Consider the following 15,893-nt stretch of genomic DNA (forward strand, 5'->3'; position numbering starts at 1 on the left):
GCTCAACGTCATGCCTCAACCTCTACTCGTGCGCTGCAGACCTGGCTGAGATGTGCGTTTACGTCTGCACCAGACTGCGTCGTCGGGTCCATTCCGGCAAATTCAATTTTGCAGGCCAGACGAAGTACGCGTGCTGCGCGAATTCAACAGCGCGCTGGCAAGCTGCAAGGAGTTCGCGTTCTCCGTCGTCGATGGCGACGAACCGACCTCGCCCGCGCAGTGGTATGTCGCGGGCGTGCCAGCAATCGAGCGGCTGGAAATGGGCGTTGGCGGAACCGGCGGTGAGTCGGTGGGGAAGCTTGCAGTAACTCGAGGATGACGCAAAAAAGCGCGGTTGCTTCTCAGCAAACCGCGCTTTTTCTTTCCGTCGAACGGCAGGCGTTAAGCCTCCACGTCCTCCAGACTCAGCATCTCCGTCTGGTCGTTATACGAGAAGATTTCCCCGTATCGTCCCCAGTCGATGACCGCGTCGAGCGTTTCCTGCGCGGCGCTATCGGACAGAAAATCCTCCAGCTCCTGCTCGAAGCGCACGCGCGGCGCGCGATGCCCCGGCCGCTCGTTGAGCACCTTCTTGATCCGCGCCGCCAGCGGCACATGCCGCAGCAAATGCTCGGCGAACATCATCTTGCGTTCCTGCGTGCCGAATTCCGCGAACACGCGCGCCTGCGGCGTCAGGAAGATGTCGCCCTCGCGCACATCGGCGAAACCGAGATGCTGCAGCACTTCGGCGATCGGAAACAGTTCGTCGACCTCGAGATGCAGCGTCCGCGCGATTTCCGGCATGTCCGCGCGGCCGTGATACGGCGCGGCGGCGAGCGTTTCGATCAGACCGGCCATCAGGTTGGTCGACACCGACGGCAACCAGCTGCCGAGTTCCAGGCCCTTCTTCTTCGAATCGTCGAGCTGGCGCGCGGTCATCTTCGCGTAAATATCGTCGACGAGCTTGCGGAACGCCGGATCCAGACGATTGCGCGGATGCTTGAACGGCACCTTGATCTCGGCCATCACGCGGCCCGGATTCGACGACAGCACGAGAATCCGGTCGCACATGAACACCGCTTCCTCGATGTTGTGCGTGACGATCAGCACCGACTTGATCGGCAGCCGCCCTTGCGTCCACAGATCGAGCAGATCGGTACGCAGGTTTTCGGCGGTCAGCACGTCGAGCGCGGAGAACGGCTCGTCCATCAGCAGCAAGGTTGGATCGACGACCAGCGCGCGCGCGAAACCCACGCGCTGCCGCATGCCGCCCGACAACTCGCGCGGATACGCATTCTCGAAGCCGTCGAGACCGATCAAGTCGATCGCGGCCAGCGCGCGTTCGCGACGTTCGCGCGCGGCGACGCCCTGCGCTTCCAGACCGGCTTCCACGTTCTGCAGCACGGTCAGCCACGGAAACAGCGCGAAGGTCTGAAACACCATCGCCACGCCCTTCGCGGGACCGCGCAAGGGCTCGTTCAGATAGGTCACCTCACCGGCCGTCGGCGAGATCAGCCCGGAGATGATGCGCAACAGCGTCGACTTGCCCGAACCGGAACGGCCGAGCAGACCGACGATCTCGCCTTCGCGCAGCGAGAGATTGGCGTCGTCGAGTACGAGCAGTTCGCCCTGCGTCTTGTTGAAGCCACGGCTCACGTTCGAGATACGCATGATCTCGTCGCCGAGACGCGGCGGCGTGCCCGGCGGCGTCTTGCCCGATGTGCGCTGGAAAGTTTGCGCGGCGGACGTCGGCGTATTTTTTGGGTTTTGCATCGGAGCTCGTCCTCAATCCAGTCGAAGTCTTGATTCGGCGTAGGCGTACAGCGGACGCCACAGCAAGCGGTTGAACAGCGTGACGAACAGCGACATCACGGCGATGCCCAGGATGATCTTCGGATAAGCGCCGTCGGCGGTCGTCTGCGCGATATACGAGCCGAGGCCGTGCGCCACCACCTGCGTCTTGCCCCACGACACCGCTTCCGCGACGATGCTCGCATTCCACGCGCCGCCCGACGCCGTGATCGCGCCGGTGATATAGAAGGGGAAAATGCCCGGCAGCATGCAGTTCTTCCACCACTGCCAGCCGCGAATCTGAAAGTTGGCCGCAGCCTCGCGGTAATCGTTCGGATAGGCCGACGCGCCCGCGATCACGTTGAACAGGATATACCACTGCGTCCCGAGCACGATCAGCGGCGAGAGCCAGATATCTGGGTTCAGGTTGAAGCGCACGATCACCACGACGAACACCGGGAACAGCAGATTCGCCGGGAACGCGGCGAGGAACTGCGCGAGCGGCTGGATCTTCTCGGCGAGCGCCGGACGCAAGCCGATCAGCACGCCGATCGGCACCCAGATCACCGAGGCGATCGCGATCAGCACGACCACACGAATCAGCGTGATGAAGCCGAGCACGAACACATGGCCGACTTCGCCCCACGACACGCCCGTCGCCACGAACGACACCACCTTCCACACGACAAACGCGGTCAGCAGCAACAAGGCCGCGCCCCAGGTGATATCGCCGGTTCGGGTGGAGGGCATCGGCGGACGGATATTGCCGAGATTGCCGAGCGGAATGCGCACCCGCTCCAGCGGCGGAAGCTTGATCGGCACGCGCGCGGCCTTCGCGAGCAGCCAGCCCGCCGGCACCAGCAACTGGTGAATCAGGCGCGTGCGGCGGATCAGGTCGAGCAGCCAGGATTCGGGCGCATCGCCGGAACTGGTGTTCTCCATGCGGAACTTGTCGGCCCACGCCACCAGCGGACGGAACATCAACTGGTCATAGGCGAGGATGACGACGATCATCGCCAGGATCACCCAGCCGATCGCGCCGAGATTGCGCTCGCCGATGGCCGCCGCCAGATACGCGCCCACGCCCGGCAGCACGATGGTCCGGTTGCCGACCGTGATCGCTTCCGAGGCGACCACGAAGAACCAGCCGCCCGACATCGACATCATCATGTTCCAGATGAGGCCGGGCATCGAGAACGGCACTTCGAGCTTCCAGAAGCGCTGCCAGTTGGTGAGATGAAAGCCGCGCGATACTTCGTCCAGATCGCGCGGCACCGTGCGCAGCGACTGGTAGAAGCTGAAGGTCATGTTCCACGCCTGGCTCGTGAAGATGGCGAAGATCGCCGCGCATTCCGCGCCGATTACGCGGCCCGGGAACATCGCGAGGAAGAAGGTCACCGTAAACGAGATGTAGCCCAGCACTGGCACCGACTGCAGGATGTCCAGAATCGGCACCAGCACGACCGACGCGCGCCGGCTTTTCGCCGCGAGCGTGCCGTAGATCAGCGTGAAGATCAGCGACGCGAGCATCGCCAGCAGCATGCGCAGGGTCGTGCGTAACGCGTATTCGGGAAGATTGGCGGGATCGAGCGAGATCGCGGCCGACTGCAAGGTCGACATCGGCGCCATCGTCTCGTGGAAACCCACCGTCGCCAGCGCGATGATGCAGATGATCATCGGGAAGGCGATGAAGTCCCAGCGGTTGGGCAGAAGCCGCCAGACCGACGCGTTCGCCGTCCGATTCAGATTGAAGCCAAATTCCATTCCACGCCCTCCCCGTCAATCTTTGATGCCGCCGCGTACACGCGGGTTCGATACTTCGGACGATCGTCACGCTCGTTGGTCTTTTACGCCCGTCGAGCAGTCGCCGGGCAAGACGCCGTTGCCCGGAAGCGCCGCTCGACGTACAACGCGCCGCCCCGCCTTCAGGCATACACACACGGCGGAGCTTTCGCCGTCGCACGGAACGATCCGCGTCGAACCGTGGGACGCTACACCAAACCGCGTGACGGACACAACCTTCGCCGGACGGTCTATGTCATTCCTGTGATCTTTCTGTTGCTCTTCGGCACAACGAAGGCAAAATGAAGGGGCGACGAACCCGATGCGCGCTTTCGAGCCCTTCTCAGCCGGCCTGCCAGCCGTCAGCGACGCGAGATTCGCGATACGCACGCACGACGCGTCGAGAAGGCAAGAAGCGCACCGGCTTCGTCGACCTGCTGTACCGGACGCGCGCGAACGTCAAGACGTATGAATGCCTACAAAGGCATACATACGACAAGGCGCTTGATAGGCGACAAAAAACATCGTCCAATCTTGGCTATCACAAACAAAATATTGAGCGCCGATGCAATGCGTGACGCTATCCTCGAGACCTTCGACCGCTTTAGCCGCTGCCGTCGCCCGCGCCGGGCGTGAGCCGCGCGCGCGTGTCCGGCGCGGAACGCGGCTGCTTCCGGGCGGCGATTATCCCGTTTTTGACGAGCGGCGGCGAGTCCCTCGCGGCCCGTCTTCCGGCTTTTTCGCCGGTTCGCGGCGGCGCGTGCCGTCCGGGCGAGGCGTAAGCCCACGCGTCGGCCCGACGGCGATGAAAAAGATCATCCTGCCCCGTCTGATCCTCACGCTCGGCATGGCGTTGCTGGCCCTCGTGTGCTGGATCGCGGCCGGCTTTCTGTCGGACCGCATGGTGCAGCAGGAGATGACGTCGACGGTGCGCACGGAGCGGCAGATGGCGGCATCGATCGTCGACAACATGGCGCAGATCATCGCGAGCGATCTGGCGATGTCGCGCGCCATTCCGGCCACGCTCGCGCAGATGGACCTCACGCAGCGGGCGCTCGCGCAGTCGCGGCATTATGCCTCGAACCCCGGCGGCACGGAAAGCCAGCGGCGCATCCGCTGGACCGCGCATCCGGCGCTGGCAAAGGTCAACCGCTTTCTGCACGACGCGCAAGGCTTCTCCGGCCTCGACTCGATCTGGCTGGTCAACGACCAGGGCTTCTGCATCGCGTCGAGCAATGCGGAGGACGCCAACAGCTTCATCGGCTACGACATGAGCGGCCCGTCTACGTGATGCGCGCGCTGCTCGGCGGCTTCTCCGAGATGTACGGCGTCGGGCGATTGTCGGGCGAACCGGGCATTTTCATCGCCGCGCCGGCTTACGAGGACGGCATGCTGGTGGGCGCGGTGATCGCCAAGGTGAGCGAGCATCGACCGTTTGCGACACTGGGTCTCGCGCGCCGGCACCTTCGTGACCGACGAAAACGGCGTCGTGGTGATGGCCGCACGACGGCAAGCTCGAAAACGAAGCGCTGCCCGATACGCCCGTCACCCGCATGACGCCGCGCGAACGGCTCGAACACTACAGCCGCGAGGCGTTTCCCGAACTGCGCGTGGTGCCCGTCGGCGACCGGATGCGCGAATCCGCGCAGTGGCTCGCGCCGACGCTCGCGCAGAGCTTCTACACCACCAACGGCGCCAGCGTGCCGTCGCTGTACGACGAGCGCACCGGCCTGAATTCGGGGCTGTCGGCGCATATCGTCCATCCGCTCACGACCTGGCCGGAAATCAGCCGCAATCACAGCCGCGACCGCATCCTCGTGTTTCTGACGATGCTCGGCATCGCCACGCTGGCGCTGGTGATCGCCACGTCGTATTCGCGCGAACGGCGGCTGCATCGCGCCACGCGCGATCTCGCCGAGCAGTTGCAGTCGGCCAACACGCTGCTGTCGGCGGAAGCCCGCCACGACGCGCTGACCGGCGCGCTGTCGCGACGCTACTTCCTCGACACGCTGCGGCACGAGATCGAACTGGCGCGCTCGATGGTCACGCCGCTGTCGGTGGCCATCGCCGATCTCGATCACTTCAAGCAGATCAACGACCGCTTCGGCCATGCATCGGGCGACCGGGCGCTGGAGCATTTCGTCGAAGTCTGCCGCGCGCAACTGCGCCCGAGCGATGCGATCGGCCGGCTGGGCGGCGAGGAATTCGGCATTCTGCTGCCGCAAACCTCGCTCGCCGATGCGCAGGCCGTGCTGGAATGGCTCGCAAGCGGTTTCATCACGAGCACTGCGCGCATTTGCCGGACGACGCGGTGCTGTCGGTGAGCATCGGCATCACCGAACTCGCTCGCGACGACGCGCTCGAGTGGATCCTGTCGCGCGCCGACCTGGCGCTCTACGAAGCTAAATCGCGCGGCCGCGACCGCAGCGAGGTGCGCCCCGCCGATTCCGCGCCCTCCGCGCGCCATCCGGAAAATTCGCTGGCCGGCAAGTAAGACCGCCCCGCTTCCGCACCCTTTGAATGCACGGTCATGCGCTCATCGCGACGCGCGCGCAGCGCACAGGTATCATCGATGTTCAATCGAAAGCGCTGCTGTCATCGGAGGTTTGCATGAAGGGAAATCTGGTCATCGTGTGCCGCGATCAGGACGCTGAAACGTTCGACCATCTGCTCGCCGAGTATGGCTCGTTCCAGACGCGGCTCTCGTCGACGACATGGTTCCTCAAGATCGATCTCGCGCCGGAAGTCATCCAGGAGGAAATCCTCTCGCGCCTCGGCAAGTACACGACGCACTACATCTTCGAGGCATCCACCGTGACGTACAACACGGTGGACAGCGAAGCCGCGTCGGCGCTGGATACGCTGTTCGACTGACCGGCGCACGGCGCGCAAACGACAACGCCTTCGGCGCGGCCGAAGGCGTGTGCAGGGCGCATCGCATGGCGAGCGCTTACGCGGTGCGTTCCTCGTGCTGCGAACCGGCGCGACGTTCCGCGACGACCTTGGTGGCCGGATCGAAGGGAAAGGTCATCGTGACGCGCAGGCCGCCTTCCGCGGCGTTGCCGATCTCGCACGCGCCGCGCGAGCCGGTCGACGATGGCAAGCCCCAGCCCGCTGTGACCGCTGCCGCCGCGCGCCGGATCGAGCCGCACGAACGGCCGGCTCGCCTTGATGAGATCGTCCGGCGCGATGCCCTTGCCGTGGTCGGACACCACCAGTTCCCAATGTTTCGCCATGCGCCGCGTCTCGATGACGACCGGCGGCGCGCCATACGCGTGCGCGTTGTCGAGCAGATTGGATAACAGGCGGTCGAGCGTGGCCGCCGGCAGCGCGAAGCCCGGTCCGGCTTCCAGATTCAGCCGGATCGGCTCGCCGTTCGGCGACACTGCCTTGTAAGCCCGCGCGATGCGCTCGCACTGCTCGTCCACGCCGACCGGCTCGCTGCCGTCCGGCCGGTCGTGCGCGAACACCAGAAACTGATCGACGATATGCGCCATCGAATCGACGTCGCGCACCACGCCGTCGCGCATCTTTTCGTCGTCCATCATCTCGGCGCGCAAGCGCAAGCGCAGGCGCGCGAGCGGCGTCTTCAGATCGTGCGCGACGCCCGCGAGCATCACCGCGCGATCGCTTTCTGTCTGCGAGACTTCGCGCACCATCGTGTTGAAGCCGTGGGTGAGCTGCCGCAATTCGCGCGGGCCGCGTTCCGGCACGGGCGGCGTGGGCATGCCGCGCCCGAAGCGCTGCACCGCCTGCGCCAGCGCCCGCAGCGGCGACTGCAACTGCCACGCGGCGAACAGCGCGGCCAGCACCGCGCACGAGAAGATCAGCGCGAGCCACACCAGCATGCGATCGCGCGAGCGCGGCGGGCGCAGCGGCTGCACCGGCACGACGATCCAGCCCGGGTCCTTGGCGCCGTGCACCCAGACGCTCGGCGGCGCGCCGGGCTCGTTCAGGCGCACGTCGGTGCCTTCGGGCAGGCGGTCTTTCAGGTCTTCGAGAAAGCGTTGCAGCGGCGGTGGCGTGTCTTCATCGGGCAGGCGCGGCACTTCGGGGCTGCGCAAATCGACGACCCGCACGCGCGGCGGCAAGGGTTGATCCGGCGTATTGCTGATGTGCTGACGCACCGCCTCGACGAGAAACACGGCTTCCTCGACGGCGAAGCTCGTCTGCACGTTGTCGCGTTCGAAGCGGATGATCGCAAACCACGCGACATGCGACAACACCAGCATGCCGATGACGATGACGACCAGCCGTCCGAACAGACTGTCAATTGGCCGGCGCATTTTGCTCGCCGTCGGGCACGAACACGTAACCGCGCCCGCGCACCGTTTGAATGAAACGCGGCGCGGATGGATCGGTCTCCAGAATGCGCCGCAGTCGCCACACCTGCACGTCGATGCCGCGGTCGGTGCCGTCGTATTCCGGCCCGTGCAGCAATTCGAGCAGGCGCTCGCGCGTGAGCGTGCGCATCGGGTTGTTGACGAAAATTTTCAGGAGCGCGAATTCGCTGCCGGACAGCGTGATCGGACGATCGTCCTGTTGCAGCGTGCGCGACTGGAAATCCAGCCGGAAGCGGCCGAACGAATACGGCTCGCGCTGCTCCGGCGCCGCCGACGGCACCGTACGGCGGCAGGCGCAGCACGGCCTGCACGCGCGCCAGCAGTTCGCGGGGATTGAACGGCTTGCCGAGGTAATCGTCCGCGCCGAGTTCCAGACCGACGATGCGGTCCACGTCGTCCGCGCGGGCGGTCAGCATGATCACGGGGATGTTGTCGCCGGAGGCGCGCAGCGATTTCAGCGCGGTCAGGCCGTCGACGCCCGGCATCATCAGATCGAGCACGATCAGATCCGGCCGCTCGCGTTCGATACGGCGTTCGAGTCCACCGGCGTCGTGCAGCACCGAGACTTCGATGCCCTGCCGGACCAGATAGTCGCGCAGAAGATCGCGCAGTTCGGCGTCGTCGTCGACGACAAGTATTTGCGTAGTCATGGGACGGAGTTTAGCGCGTGAGTCGGGCGGCGATTGATGACAAGCCTGCCGCAAGGGTTACGGGGTGTTACGACGAAAGCAGTGCGTAAACCTGCGTAATAAGCTCCAACCATGCCGTAACACGCGGGTCTTTGCCAAGCCCTACGCTGTGTCTCACCGACAAGGACAGGTTCTTCACGCGAAAGCGAAACCTCGTCGCTTCGGCATCGACAACAATGATGGGAGTTCACGATGGGCAAGCAATACCGCATCCTTACCGCCGCCGCGACCGCGATCGCGCTGACCATCGGCACGGCCTACGCCGCCAGCAACGACGCCCCGCCCGCGCCGCCCCCCGGCGGTCCCGGCATGATGATGGGCGGACCCGGCGGTCATCGCATGGAAGAACGCATGAAGAAGCAGATGGACGAGCTGCACGCCCAGCTGAAGCTCAATGCGGATCAGGAAAAGCTGTGGCAGACCGCGCTCGACACCATGAAGCAGAACCGCAAGTCCATGTTCGAGGCGCACAAGCAGTTGCACGATCAGTTCAAGTCGATGGAAAACCAGCCGATCCTCGACCTGAACGCGATGCACGACGCGCATCAGAAGATGGAAGCGCAGGATTCGCAACTGCGCGAGCAGACCACCGGCGCGTGGCTGAACTTCTACAACGCGCTGAACGACCAGCAGAAGACGACCGTCAGCAGCGCGCTCAAGAAGCACTTCGAGCGCATGCGCGACCACGAGCATCGCATGCACGAGCGCTGGGGCAAGGGCCACGGCGGTCCGGGCGCGGCATCGGCGGCATCGGCGCCTGCCAAGCCGTAAGCGCGTTGAGTATCGATCGCGCATGAAAAAACCGCGGAGCGTAACAGCCTCCGCGGTTTTTTCGTTCCGACGCGCGTCGATCAGGCGAGATCGAACAGCAGGACTTCGGCGTTCGCGCCCTTCTCCAGCGTCACTTTCGACACGTCTTCGAGCTTGGCGGCGTCGCCTGCCGACAGCGCTTCGCCGTTCACCGAGATCGCGCCGCGCGCCACATGCACGTACACGCGGCGACCGGCCGGCACGTCGAACTCCGCGCGTTCGGCGCCATCAAAGAGGCCCGCGAAAATGCGCGCGTCCGCGCCCATCTTCACCGATCCGTTCTCGCCATCGCGCGAGGCGATCACGCGCAGGCGGCCGCGCTTGTCTTCATCGGCAAAACGCTTTTCCTCGTAGCCCGGCGCACCGCCCGGCGCATCCGGAATGATCCAGATTTGCAGCAGATGGGCCGTCTCGGTCTGCGAACCGTTGAATTCGCTATGGCGCACGCCCGTGCCGGCGCTCATGCGCTGCACGTCGCCGGGACGGATGCTGGAGCCGTTGCCCATGCTGTCGCGATGCGCGAGCGCGCCGCCGAGCATGTACGTGACGATCTCCATGTCGCGATGGCCGTGCGTGCCGAAACCCTGGCCGCCGTCGATATAGTCCTCGTTGATCACGTGCAGCGCGCCGAAGTGAACGTGCTTCGGATCGTGGTAATCGGCGAAGGAAAAGCTGTGATACGAATCGAGCCATCCGTGGTTGGCGTGGCCGCGTTCATTGCTGCGACGAATTTCGAACATGATGTGCTCCCGCCCTGGGCGTTGATTTGCGATGGAGAGAATGTAAGGGCGACGACCGTGCGGAACAACGCGCGCCGAAGCACTACATTGTCCCGCTAGTAGATGTAATCGGAATCGTCCGGCAAGCGCTGGCGCACGCATCGGGTTCGGGTAAAATACCGCGCTTTTCGGGGCGACGATGGCGGAAAGCGCATCGTCGGGCATGTCAAATATGCCGATCATGCCGGTTGACCGCCCGCGTGGCAGGGTAAGCAGCAACGGCGGCGCCCAATTTTGGCCACCTAGAATAGCGACCGCCGGCGCCCGCGCTGAGTGCTTCGAAGCTCGGAGCGGCGGCCGGCAAGAGAAATGGAGAAATGGAGAAATGGACGCAGCGGCGCGCGCCGTCACCGGCGCTGCCCGGACGCATCGCGCAAGAGACCGCCGCGTGCCCCGCCGAATGCTCACGAGGCAAGGCATCGCACGTCAGGCCCATTACCAAGGAATCACCATGTTGCAAGGCTACGGCCCGCTGATCCTCGCGGGCACCTGGCAGACCGTCAAGCTAGCGGTACTCTCGCTCGCGTTCGCCTTCCTGATCGGACTGGTCGGCGCGGCGGCCAAGCTGTCGAAGAACCGGCTCGCGTCGGGCATCGGCACCGTCTACACGACGCTGATCCGCGGCGTGCCCGATCTCGTGCTGATGCTGCTGCTCTTCTACAGCATCCAGATCTGGCTGAACATGCTGACCGACGCGATCGGCTGGGATCAGATCGATATCGACCCGTTCCTGGCGGGCATTCTGGTGCTCGGCTTCATCTACGGCGCGTACTTCACCGAAACCTTCCGGGGCACGTTCCTGTCGGTGCCGCGCGGCCAGCTCGAAGCCGGTGCGGCCTATGGCATGACGCCGTGGCAGACCTTCTCCCGCATCATGTTTCCGCAGATGATGCGTTTCGCGCTGCCCGGCATCGGCAACAACTGGCAGGTGATGGTCAAGGCGACGGCGCTGGTGTCGATCATCGGCCTCGCGGATGTCGTCAAGGCGTCGCAGGACGCCGGCAAGGGCACCCTGCGCTTCTTCTTTTTCACGCTACTCGCGGGCGCGATCTATCTCGCGATCACCACGATCTCGAATTTCGTGCTGATCTGGCTGGAACGGCGCTATTCCACCGGCGTGCGCCGTGCTGACCTCTAACCCCGAGCGGCATCGATCATGATTGAAATCATCCAGGAATACTGGAAGAACTACCTCTTCACCGACGGTTACCGCATCACGGGTCTCGCGATCACGATGTGGCTGCTGGTCATTTCCATCGGGCTGGGCTTTTGTCTGTCCGTGCCGCTCGCGGTCGCGCGCGTGTCGAAGAACAAGCTGCTGTCGCGAAGTGTCTGGTTGTATACGTATGTGTTTCGCGGCACGCCGCTGTATGTGCAGCTGCTGCTGTGCTACACCGGCCTGTACAGTTTGCAGGTCGTGCGCGATCACGCGCTGATGGCCGAGTTCTTCCGAAGCGGCATGAACTGCACACTGCTTGCGTTCACGCTGAACACTTGCGCGTACACCACCGAAATCTTCGCCGGCGCGATCAAGGCGACGCCGTACGGCGAAATCGAAGCCGCGCGCGCTTACGGCATGTCGGGCTTCACGCTGTATCGGCGGGTGATTCTGCCGTCGGCCTTGCGCCGCGCGCTGCCGTACTACAGCAACGAAGTCATCCTGATGCTGCACGCGACGACCGTCGCCTTCACCGCGACCGTGCCGGATATCCTCAAGATCGCGCGCGACGTGAACTCGGCCACGTATCAGTCGTTCCAGGCGTTCGGCATCGCCGCCCTGCTCTATCTCTGCATTTCGTTCGCGCTCGTGTGGCTGTTCCGCCGCGCCGAGCATCGCTGGCTCGCGTATTTGCGGCCTCAAGGTAAGTAAGGCAAATAGGCAAGCCCAAGGACCGTTCCATGAATTCCACGCAGCACAAGCTTTTCGTCGACGACATCCACAAGCAGTACGGCAGCAACGAAGTGCTCAAGGGCGTGTCGCTCCGGGCCAACAAGGGCGATGTGATCAGCATCATCGGGTCGTCGGGCTCGGGCAAGAGCACGATGCTGCGTTGTATCAACTTTCTCGAGCAGCCGAATCAGGGGCGCATCTTCGTCGACGGCGCGGAAGTCCGCACGATGAAGGACAAGACCGGCGCGCTGAAAGTCGCCGATCCGAAGCAGTTGCGCCAGATGCGCTCGAAGCTGTCGATGGTGTTCCAGCACTTCAATCTGTGGTCGCACATGAACGTGCTGGAGAACGTGATCGAAGCGCCGGTGAACGTGCTCGGCATCTCGAAGAAGGACGCCGAGGAACGCGCGCGCACGTATCTGGAGAAGGTTGGCCTCGCGCCGCGTCTGGAAAAGCAGTATCCGTCGCATCTGTCCGGCGGACAGCAGCAGCGCGTGGCGATCGCGCGGGCGCTGGCGATGCATCCCGACGTGATGCTGTTCGACGAACCGACCTCCGCGCTCGACCCGAAACTCGTCGGCGAAGTGTTGAAGGTGATGCAGACGCTCGCCGAGGAAGGCCGCACGATGATCGTCGTCACGCACGAAATGGCGTTCGCGCGCAACGTGTCGAATCACGTGGTGTTCCTGCATCAGGGGCGCATCGAAGAGGAAGGCCGCCCGGACGATGTTTTCGGCAACACGAAAAGCGAGCGGCTCAAACAGTTCCTGTCGGGCAGTCTGAAGTAGTCGCTTCATCACGACTGCGGTCGTCACGCCATGTATGAAGATAAAAGCGCCTGCGAAGGCGCTTTTTTTGCGTTTGCGCGTACTAAAAAACCTACGATTCGCGCGCTTTCCGGACCTAGCGCCACCGCGCATCCACGTCAATAGGCGTGAAACCTGACCCTGAAACTTACACGGCAGCGAAGCCTTATCCCATAAGGCTTTGCGGGCGATTTCCCATGCTATGGGTCGTGTCCATACCACACCGGCATGGCATTTTTGACACAACGAGCCGCCAAGCAGTAATTTTCTTTGGCGTCTAAACACTTTTTGTTAAATTGGTAATCAAAGTACCAAAATGAAGTTCTCAAAAAGTAATTTTACTTCAAAACCAAGAAATAGAGGGAGACACCGATCGATGGGTCGGGTCCGAGCCCTCGACGCACGGACCTTCACTAGCATCACAGCCCGCGCGTGTCCTGCCTCTGAAAACAACTTTTCGGTTGGATGCGTTCGCATCGAACCACACGGCAGCAACTTGGGTTCTTTTTTGACAGGGTTGGAGGAGATGATGAAGAAAGCTTTGCTCGCGTCGGCAGCACTGCTGGCGTTCAGCGCGGGAGCGCACGCTCAGAGCAGCGTGACGCTGTATGGCCGCCTGGACGCGGGTCTAGAATTTATGAACGGCGTGCCGACCGGCCCGGCTGGCGCACCCGCCACGGGCAGCTCGCACCGCTTCAAAGCGGAAAGCGGCGACTGGGGCACGAGCTTGTGGGGTATGAAGGGCGTCGAGGATCTCGGCGGCGGCTATCGCGCCGTGTTCCAGTTGGAAGGCAGCTTCAACACCATGACGGGCGCAGGCCCGGGTAACGGCGGTCTCTTCAATCGCTGGGCGACGGTCGGTGTCGCGAACAGCAACTACGGTACGCTGCTGTTGGGCCGCGAACTGTTCATCTCGAACCAGGTATGGGACTTCGACCCGTTCGGTCAGTCGAACTGGTCGTCGGCGTCGCTGGTGCGTGGTCGTAACTGGCCGCAATCTAGCAACAACATTTCGTACCAGTCGCCCAAGTTCGCGGGCTTCGACTTCTACGGCCAGTACGCGCTGTCGAACGCGACGAACTGGAACGGTAACGGCACGACGCCGCAAGGCCGTGAAGGTGGCGCTGCGATCACCTACACGACGCCGCTGTTCCAGATCCGCGGTATGTACGACGAAATCCGCAACCCGGCCAACGGTACGCTCGGCGGCGTGTACAACGCCATCGACGGCGGTGCGGGCGGCAACGGCGTGTACGGCTATTCGCGCGAATACACGGCAGCCGTCAACGTGTTCCTCGGCCAGTTCAAGATTCAGGGCGCTTACCAGGCGATCCGTTCGTCCGGCATGACGGGCATGCTGCCCGGCCAGCCGACGACGCTCGATCACGAATGGGGCGGCGTGACATGGCAGGCAACGCCGGCGGCAGCGCTGATCGCGGCGGTCTATCACGTGAACGGCAACAACGGCGCGGGTAACGCGACCATCTACACGGTCGGCGGCTCGTACAACCTGTCCAAGCGCACCCTGCTCGATCTGCAGGTCGCGACGGTGCAGAACAGCAAGAGCGCCAACTACGGCCTGAACGCCAACAACTACGGTTCGGCGGCGGCCTCGACGGACAATCCGTTCCCGGGCCACAGCCAGACCGGCGTGTATGCGGGCATCCAGCACTCGTTCTAAACACGAGGCTGACCGAAGAGTCTTGATCTAGAAGGTTTTCACGCTGCTGCGAGAGGCGCGTATCGGTGCGGTATCCGAAAGGGTATCGCACCGTTTTTTATTGCGCCGACGCATTTGGAATGCGTAAGAACGCGACGTGACGCGTTGTCAAGATCGGCACGAAATTCTACAAAAACGAAGCTTTCAGACCCGTCGTTCTCCTCCAAAATTCCCGCCCAAGCCAGTCGCTGAACGATGCAGCGCCGGCCGTTTCGAAGAACCATTTTTTTGCGGGGTTGGAGGAGAAGATGTTGAAAAAAGTATTGATCGCGGCGTGCGCGCTGCTGACGTTCGGCTCGACTGCCTATGCGCAAAGCAGCGTGACGCTCTATGGCCGCCTCGACGCAGGCCTCGAATACATGAACGGCGCGCCGACGGGCGCCGGCCGTGACGGTCAGGCCAACCGGCAGCACCAACCGCTTCCGCGCGGAAAGCGGCGACTGGGGCACCAGCCTGTGGGGTATGAAGGGCGTCGAGGATATCGGCGGCGGCAATCGCGTCGTGTTCCATCTCGAAGGCGGCTTCAACACGATGAACGGTCAAGGCGGCAACCTGTTCAACCGCTGGGCGACCGTCGACATGACGAACGATCAGTACGGTACGTTCCTGATGGGCCGCGAACTGTTCATCTCCAATGGCGTGTGGGATTTCGATCCGTTCGGGCAATCGAACTGGTCGTCGGCATCGCTGGTGCGAAATCGCAACTGGCCGCAGTCGAGCAATAACGTTTCGTATCAGTCGCCGAAGTTTGCGGGATTCGATTTCTACGGCCAGTACGCGCTGTCGAATGCAACGAGCTGGAACGGCAACGGCACGACGCCGCAAGGCCGCGAAGCCGGCGCGCAGGTCACCTACACGGCGCCGTTCTTCCAGGTACGCGGCATCTATGACGAAATTCGCAATCCGGCCAACGGTCAGCTCGGCGGCAACAGCGTGTACGCGTATTCGCGCGAATACACCGCGATGTTCAACGTGTTCCTCGGCCAGTTCAAGCTTCAGGGCGGCTATCAGGCGGTTCGCACGTCGGGCATGACGGCGCTGCTGGCGGGCCAGCCGAGTACGCTCGATCACGAATGGGGCGGCGTGACGTGGCAGGCGACGCCGGCCGCCGCGCTGATCGGCGCGGTGTATCACGTCAACGGCAACAATGGCACGGGCAATGCGACCATCTAGTCGGGCCTGCAAAATTGAATTTGCCGGAATGGACCCGACGACGCAGTCTGGTGCAAACGTAAACGCACATCTCAGCCAGGTCTGCAGCGCACGAGTAGAGGTTGAGGCATGACGTTGAGCTGAAAACGTG

At 63.4% G+C, this 15,893-nt stretch carries 9 protein-coding genes and 5 pseudogenes; 9 read left to right on the forward strand and 5 right to left on the reverse strand.

Annotated elements, in window-relative coordinates; all coding sequences use genetic code 11:
• Positions 1-121: 121 nt before the first annotated feature.
• Positions 122-308: pseudogene (locus BVER_RS19815) on the forward strand (hypothetical protein); the annotation flags it as partial.
• Between the two features lie 73 nt (positions 309-381).
• On the opposite strand, the gene BVER_RS19820 reads toward BVER_RS19815, so the two are convergent.
• Positions 382-1,752, reverse strand: coding sequence for an ABC transporter ATP-binding protein (locus tag BVER_RS19820; RefSeq protein WP_050454762.1), 1,371 nt, complete (start codon positions 1,750-1,752; stop codon positions 382-384).
• 12 nt (positions 1,753-1,764) lie between these two features.
• A complete protein-coding gene (locus BVER_RS19825; RefSeq protein WP_050454763.1) occupies positions 1,765-3,534 on the reverse strand; it encodes an ABC transporter permease in 1,770 nt (589 codons plus the stop codon).
• Positions 3,535-4,357: 823 nt separating this feature from the next.
• On the opposite strand from BVER_RS19825, the pseudogene BVER_RS19830 reads away from it, so the two are divergent.
• Positions 4,358-6,046: pseudogene (locus tag BVER_RS19830) on the forward strand (sensor domain-containing diguanylate cyclase).
• A gap of 116 nt (positions 6,047-6,162) precedes the next feature.
• Entirely contained in the window at positions 6,163-6,426 is a 264-nt protein-coding gene (locus tag BVER_RS19835) for a hypothetical protein (RefSeq protein WP_050454769.1), read from the forward strand.
• Positions 6,427-6,502: 76 nt separating this feature from the next.
• Here BVER_RS19835 and BVER_RS19840 read toward each other — a convergent pair.
• Positions 6,503-7,838: pseudogene (locus BVER_RS19840) on the reverse strand (ATP-binding protein).
• Positions 7,822-8,545: pseudogene (locus BVER_RS19845) on the reverse strand (response regulator). Before BVER_RS19845 ends, BVER_RS19840 begins: the two co-directional pseudogenes overlap by 17 nt.
• Before the next feature lie 231 nt (positions 8,546-8,776).
• On the opposite strand from BVER_RS19845, the gene BVER_RS19850 reads away from it, so the two are divergent.
• Entirely contained in the window at positions 8,777-9,355 is a 579-nt protein-coding gene (locus tag BVER_RS19850; protein ID WP_050454764.1) for a Spy/CpxP family protein refolding chaperone, read from the forward strand.
• Between the two features lie 80 nt (positions 9,356-9,435).
• Here BVER_RS19850 and BVER_RS19855 read toward each other — a convergent pair whose 3' ends face one another.
• Positions 9,436-10,134: a pirin family protein gene (locus BVER_RS19855; protein ID WP_050454765.1), complete on the reverse strand. Its 699-nt coding sequence runs from the start codon at positions 10,132-10,134 to the stop codon at positions 9,436-9,438.
• 490 nt (positions 10,135-10,624) lie between these two features.
• Here BVER_RS19855 and BVER_RS19860 point away from each other — a divergent pair, with 490 nt between their 5' ends.
• The 5 genes and pseudogenes from BVER_RS19860 to BVER_RS19880 form a co-directional block, all read left to right on the forward strand.
• A complete protein-coding gene (locus tag BVER_RS19860) occupies positions 10,625-11,311 on the forward strand; it encodes an ABC transporter permease (RefSeq protein WP_050454766.1) in 687 nt (228 codons plus the stop codon).
• 18 nt (positions 11,312-11,329) lie between these two features.
• A complete protein-coding gene (locus BVER_RS19865) occupies positions 11,330-12,043 on the forward strand; it encodes an ABC transporter permease (RefSeq protein WP_050454767.1) in 714 nt (237 codons plus the stop codon).
• Between the two features lie 29 nt (positions 12,044-12,072).
• The gene (locus tag BVER_RS19870; RefSeq protein WP_050454768.1) at positions 12,073-12,852 is read left to right on the forward strand and encodes an ABC transporter ATP-binding protein; all 780 of its coding nucleotides are present in this window, start codon (positions 12,073-12,075) and stop codon (positions 12,850-12,852) included.
• A gap of 547 nt (positions 12,853-13,399) precedes the next feature.
• A complete protein-coding gene (locus tag BVER_RS19875; protein ID WP_050454770.1) occupies positions 13,400-14,551 on the forward strand; it encodes a porin in 1,152 nt (383 codons plus the stop codon).
• Between the two features lie 290 nt (positions 14,552-14,841).
• A pseudogene (locus tag BVER_RS19880) lies at positions 14,842-15,760 on the forward strand (porin); the annotation flags it as partial.
• Between the last annotated feature and the right edge of the window lie 133 nt (positions 15,761-15,893).

Origin of the sequence: Candidatus Burkholderia verschuerenii (genome assembly GCF_001189365.1) — a bacterium.
Classification (GTDB): domain Bacteria; phylum Pseudomonadota; class Gammaproteobacteria; order Burkholderiales; family Burkholderiaceae; genus Caballeronia; species Caballeronia verschuerenii.

Excerpts from the sequence above, each read along its gene's own strand:
- BVER_RS19820 (WP_050454762.1), bottom strand. The coding sequence starts at position 1,752 with ATGCAAAACCCAAAAAATACGCCGACGTCCGCCGCGCAAACTTTCCAG.
- BVER_RS19865 (WP_050454767.1), top strand. The coding sequence starts at position 11,330 with ATGATTGAAATCATCCAGGAATACTGGAAGAACTACCTCTTCACCGAC.
- BVER_RS19835 (WP_050454769.1), top strand. The coding sequence starts at position 6,163 with ATGAAGGGAAATCTGGTCATCGTGTGCCGCGATCAGGACGCTGAAACG.
- BVER_RS19825 (WP_050454763.1), bottom strand. The coding sequence starts at position 3,534 with ATGGAATTTGGCTTCAATCTGAATCGGACGGCGAACGCGTCGGTCTGG.
- BVER_RS19875 (WP_050454770.1), top strand. The coding sequence starts at position 13,400 with ATGAAGAAAGCTTTGCTCGCGTCGGCAGCACTGCTGGCGTTCAGCGCG.
- BVER_RS19870 (WP_050454768.1), top strand. The coding sequence starts at position 12,073 with ATGAATTCCACGCAGCACAAGCTTTTCGTCGACGACATCCACAAGCAG.
- BVER_RS19850 (WP_050454764.1), top strand. The coding sequence starts at position 8,777 with ATGGGCAAGCAATACCGCATCCTTACCGCCGCCGCGACCGCGATCGCG.
- BVER_RS19855 (WP_050454765.1), bottom strand. The coding sequence starts at position 10,134 with ATGTTCGAAATTCGTCGCAGCAATGAACGCGGCCACGCCAACCACGGA.
- BVER_RS19860 (WP_050454766.1), top strand. The coding sequence starts at position 10,625 with ATGTTGCAAGGCTACGGCCCGCTGATCCTCGCGGGCACCTGGCAGACC.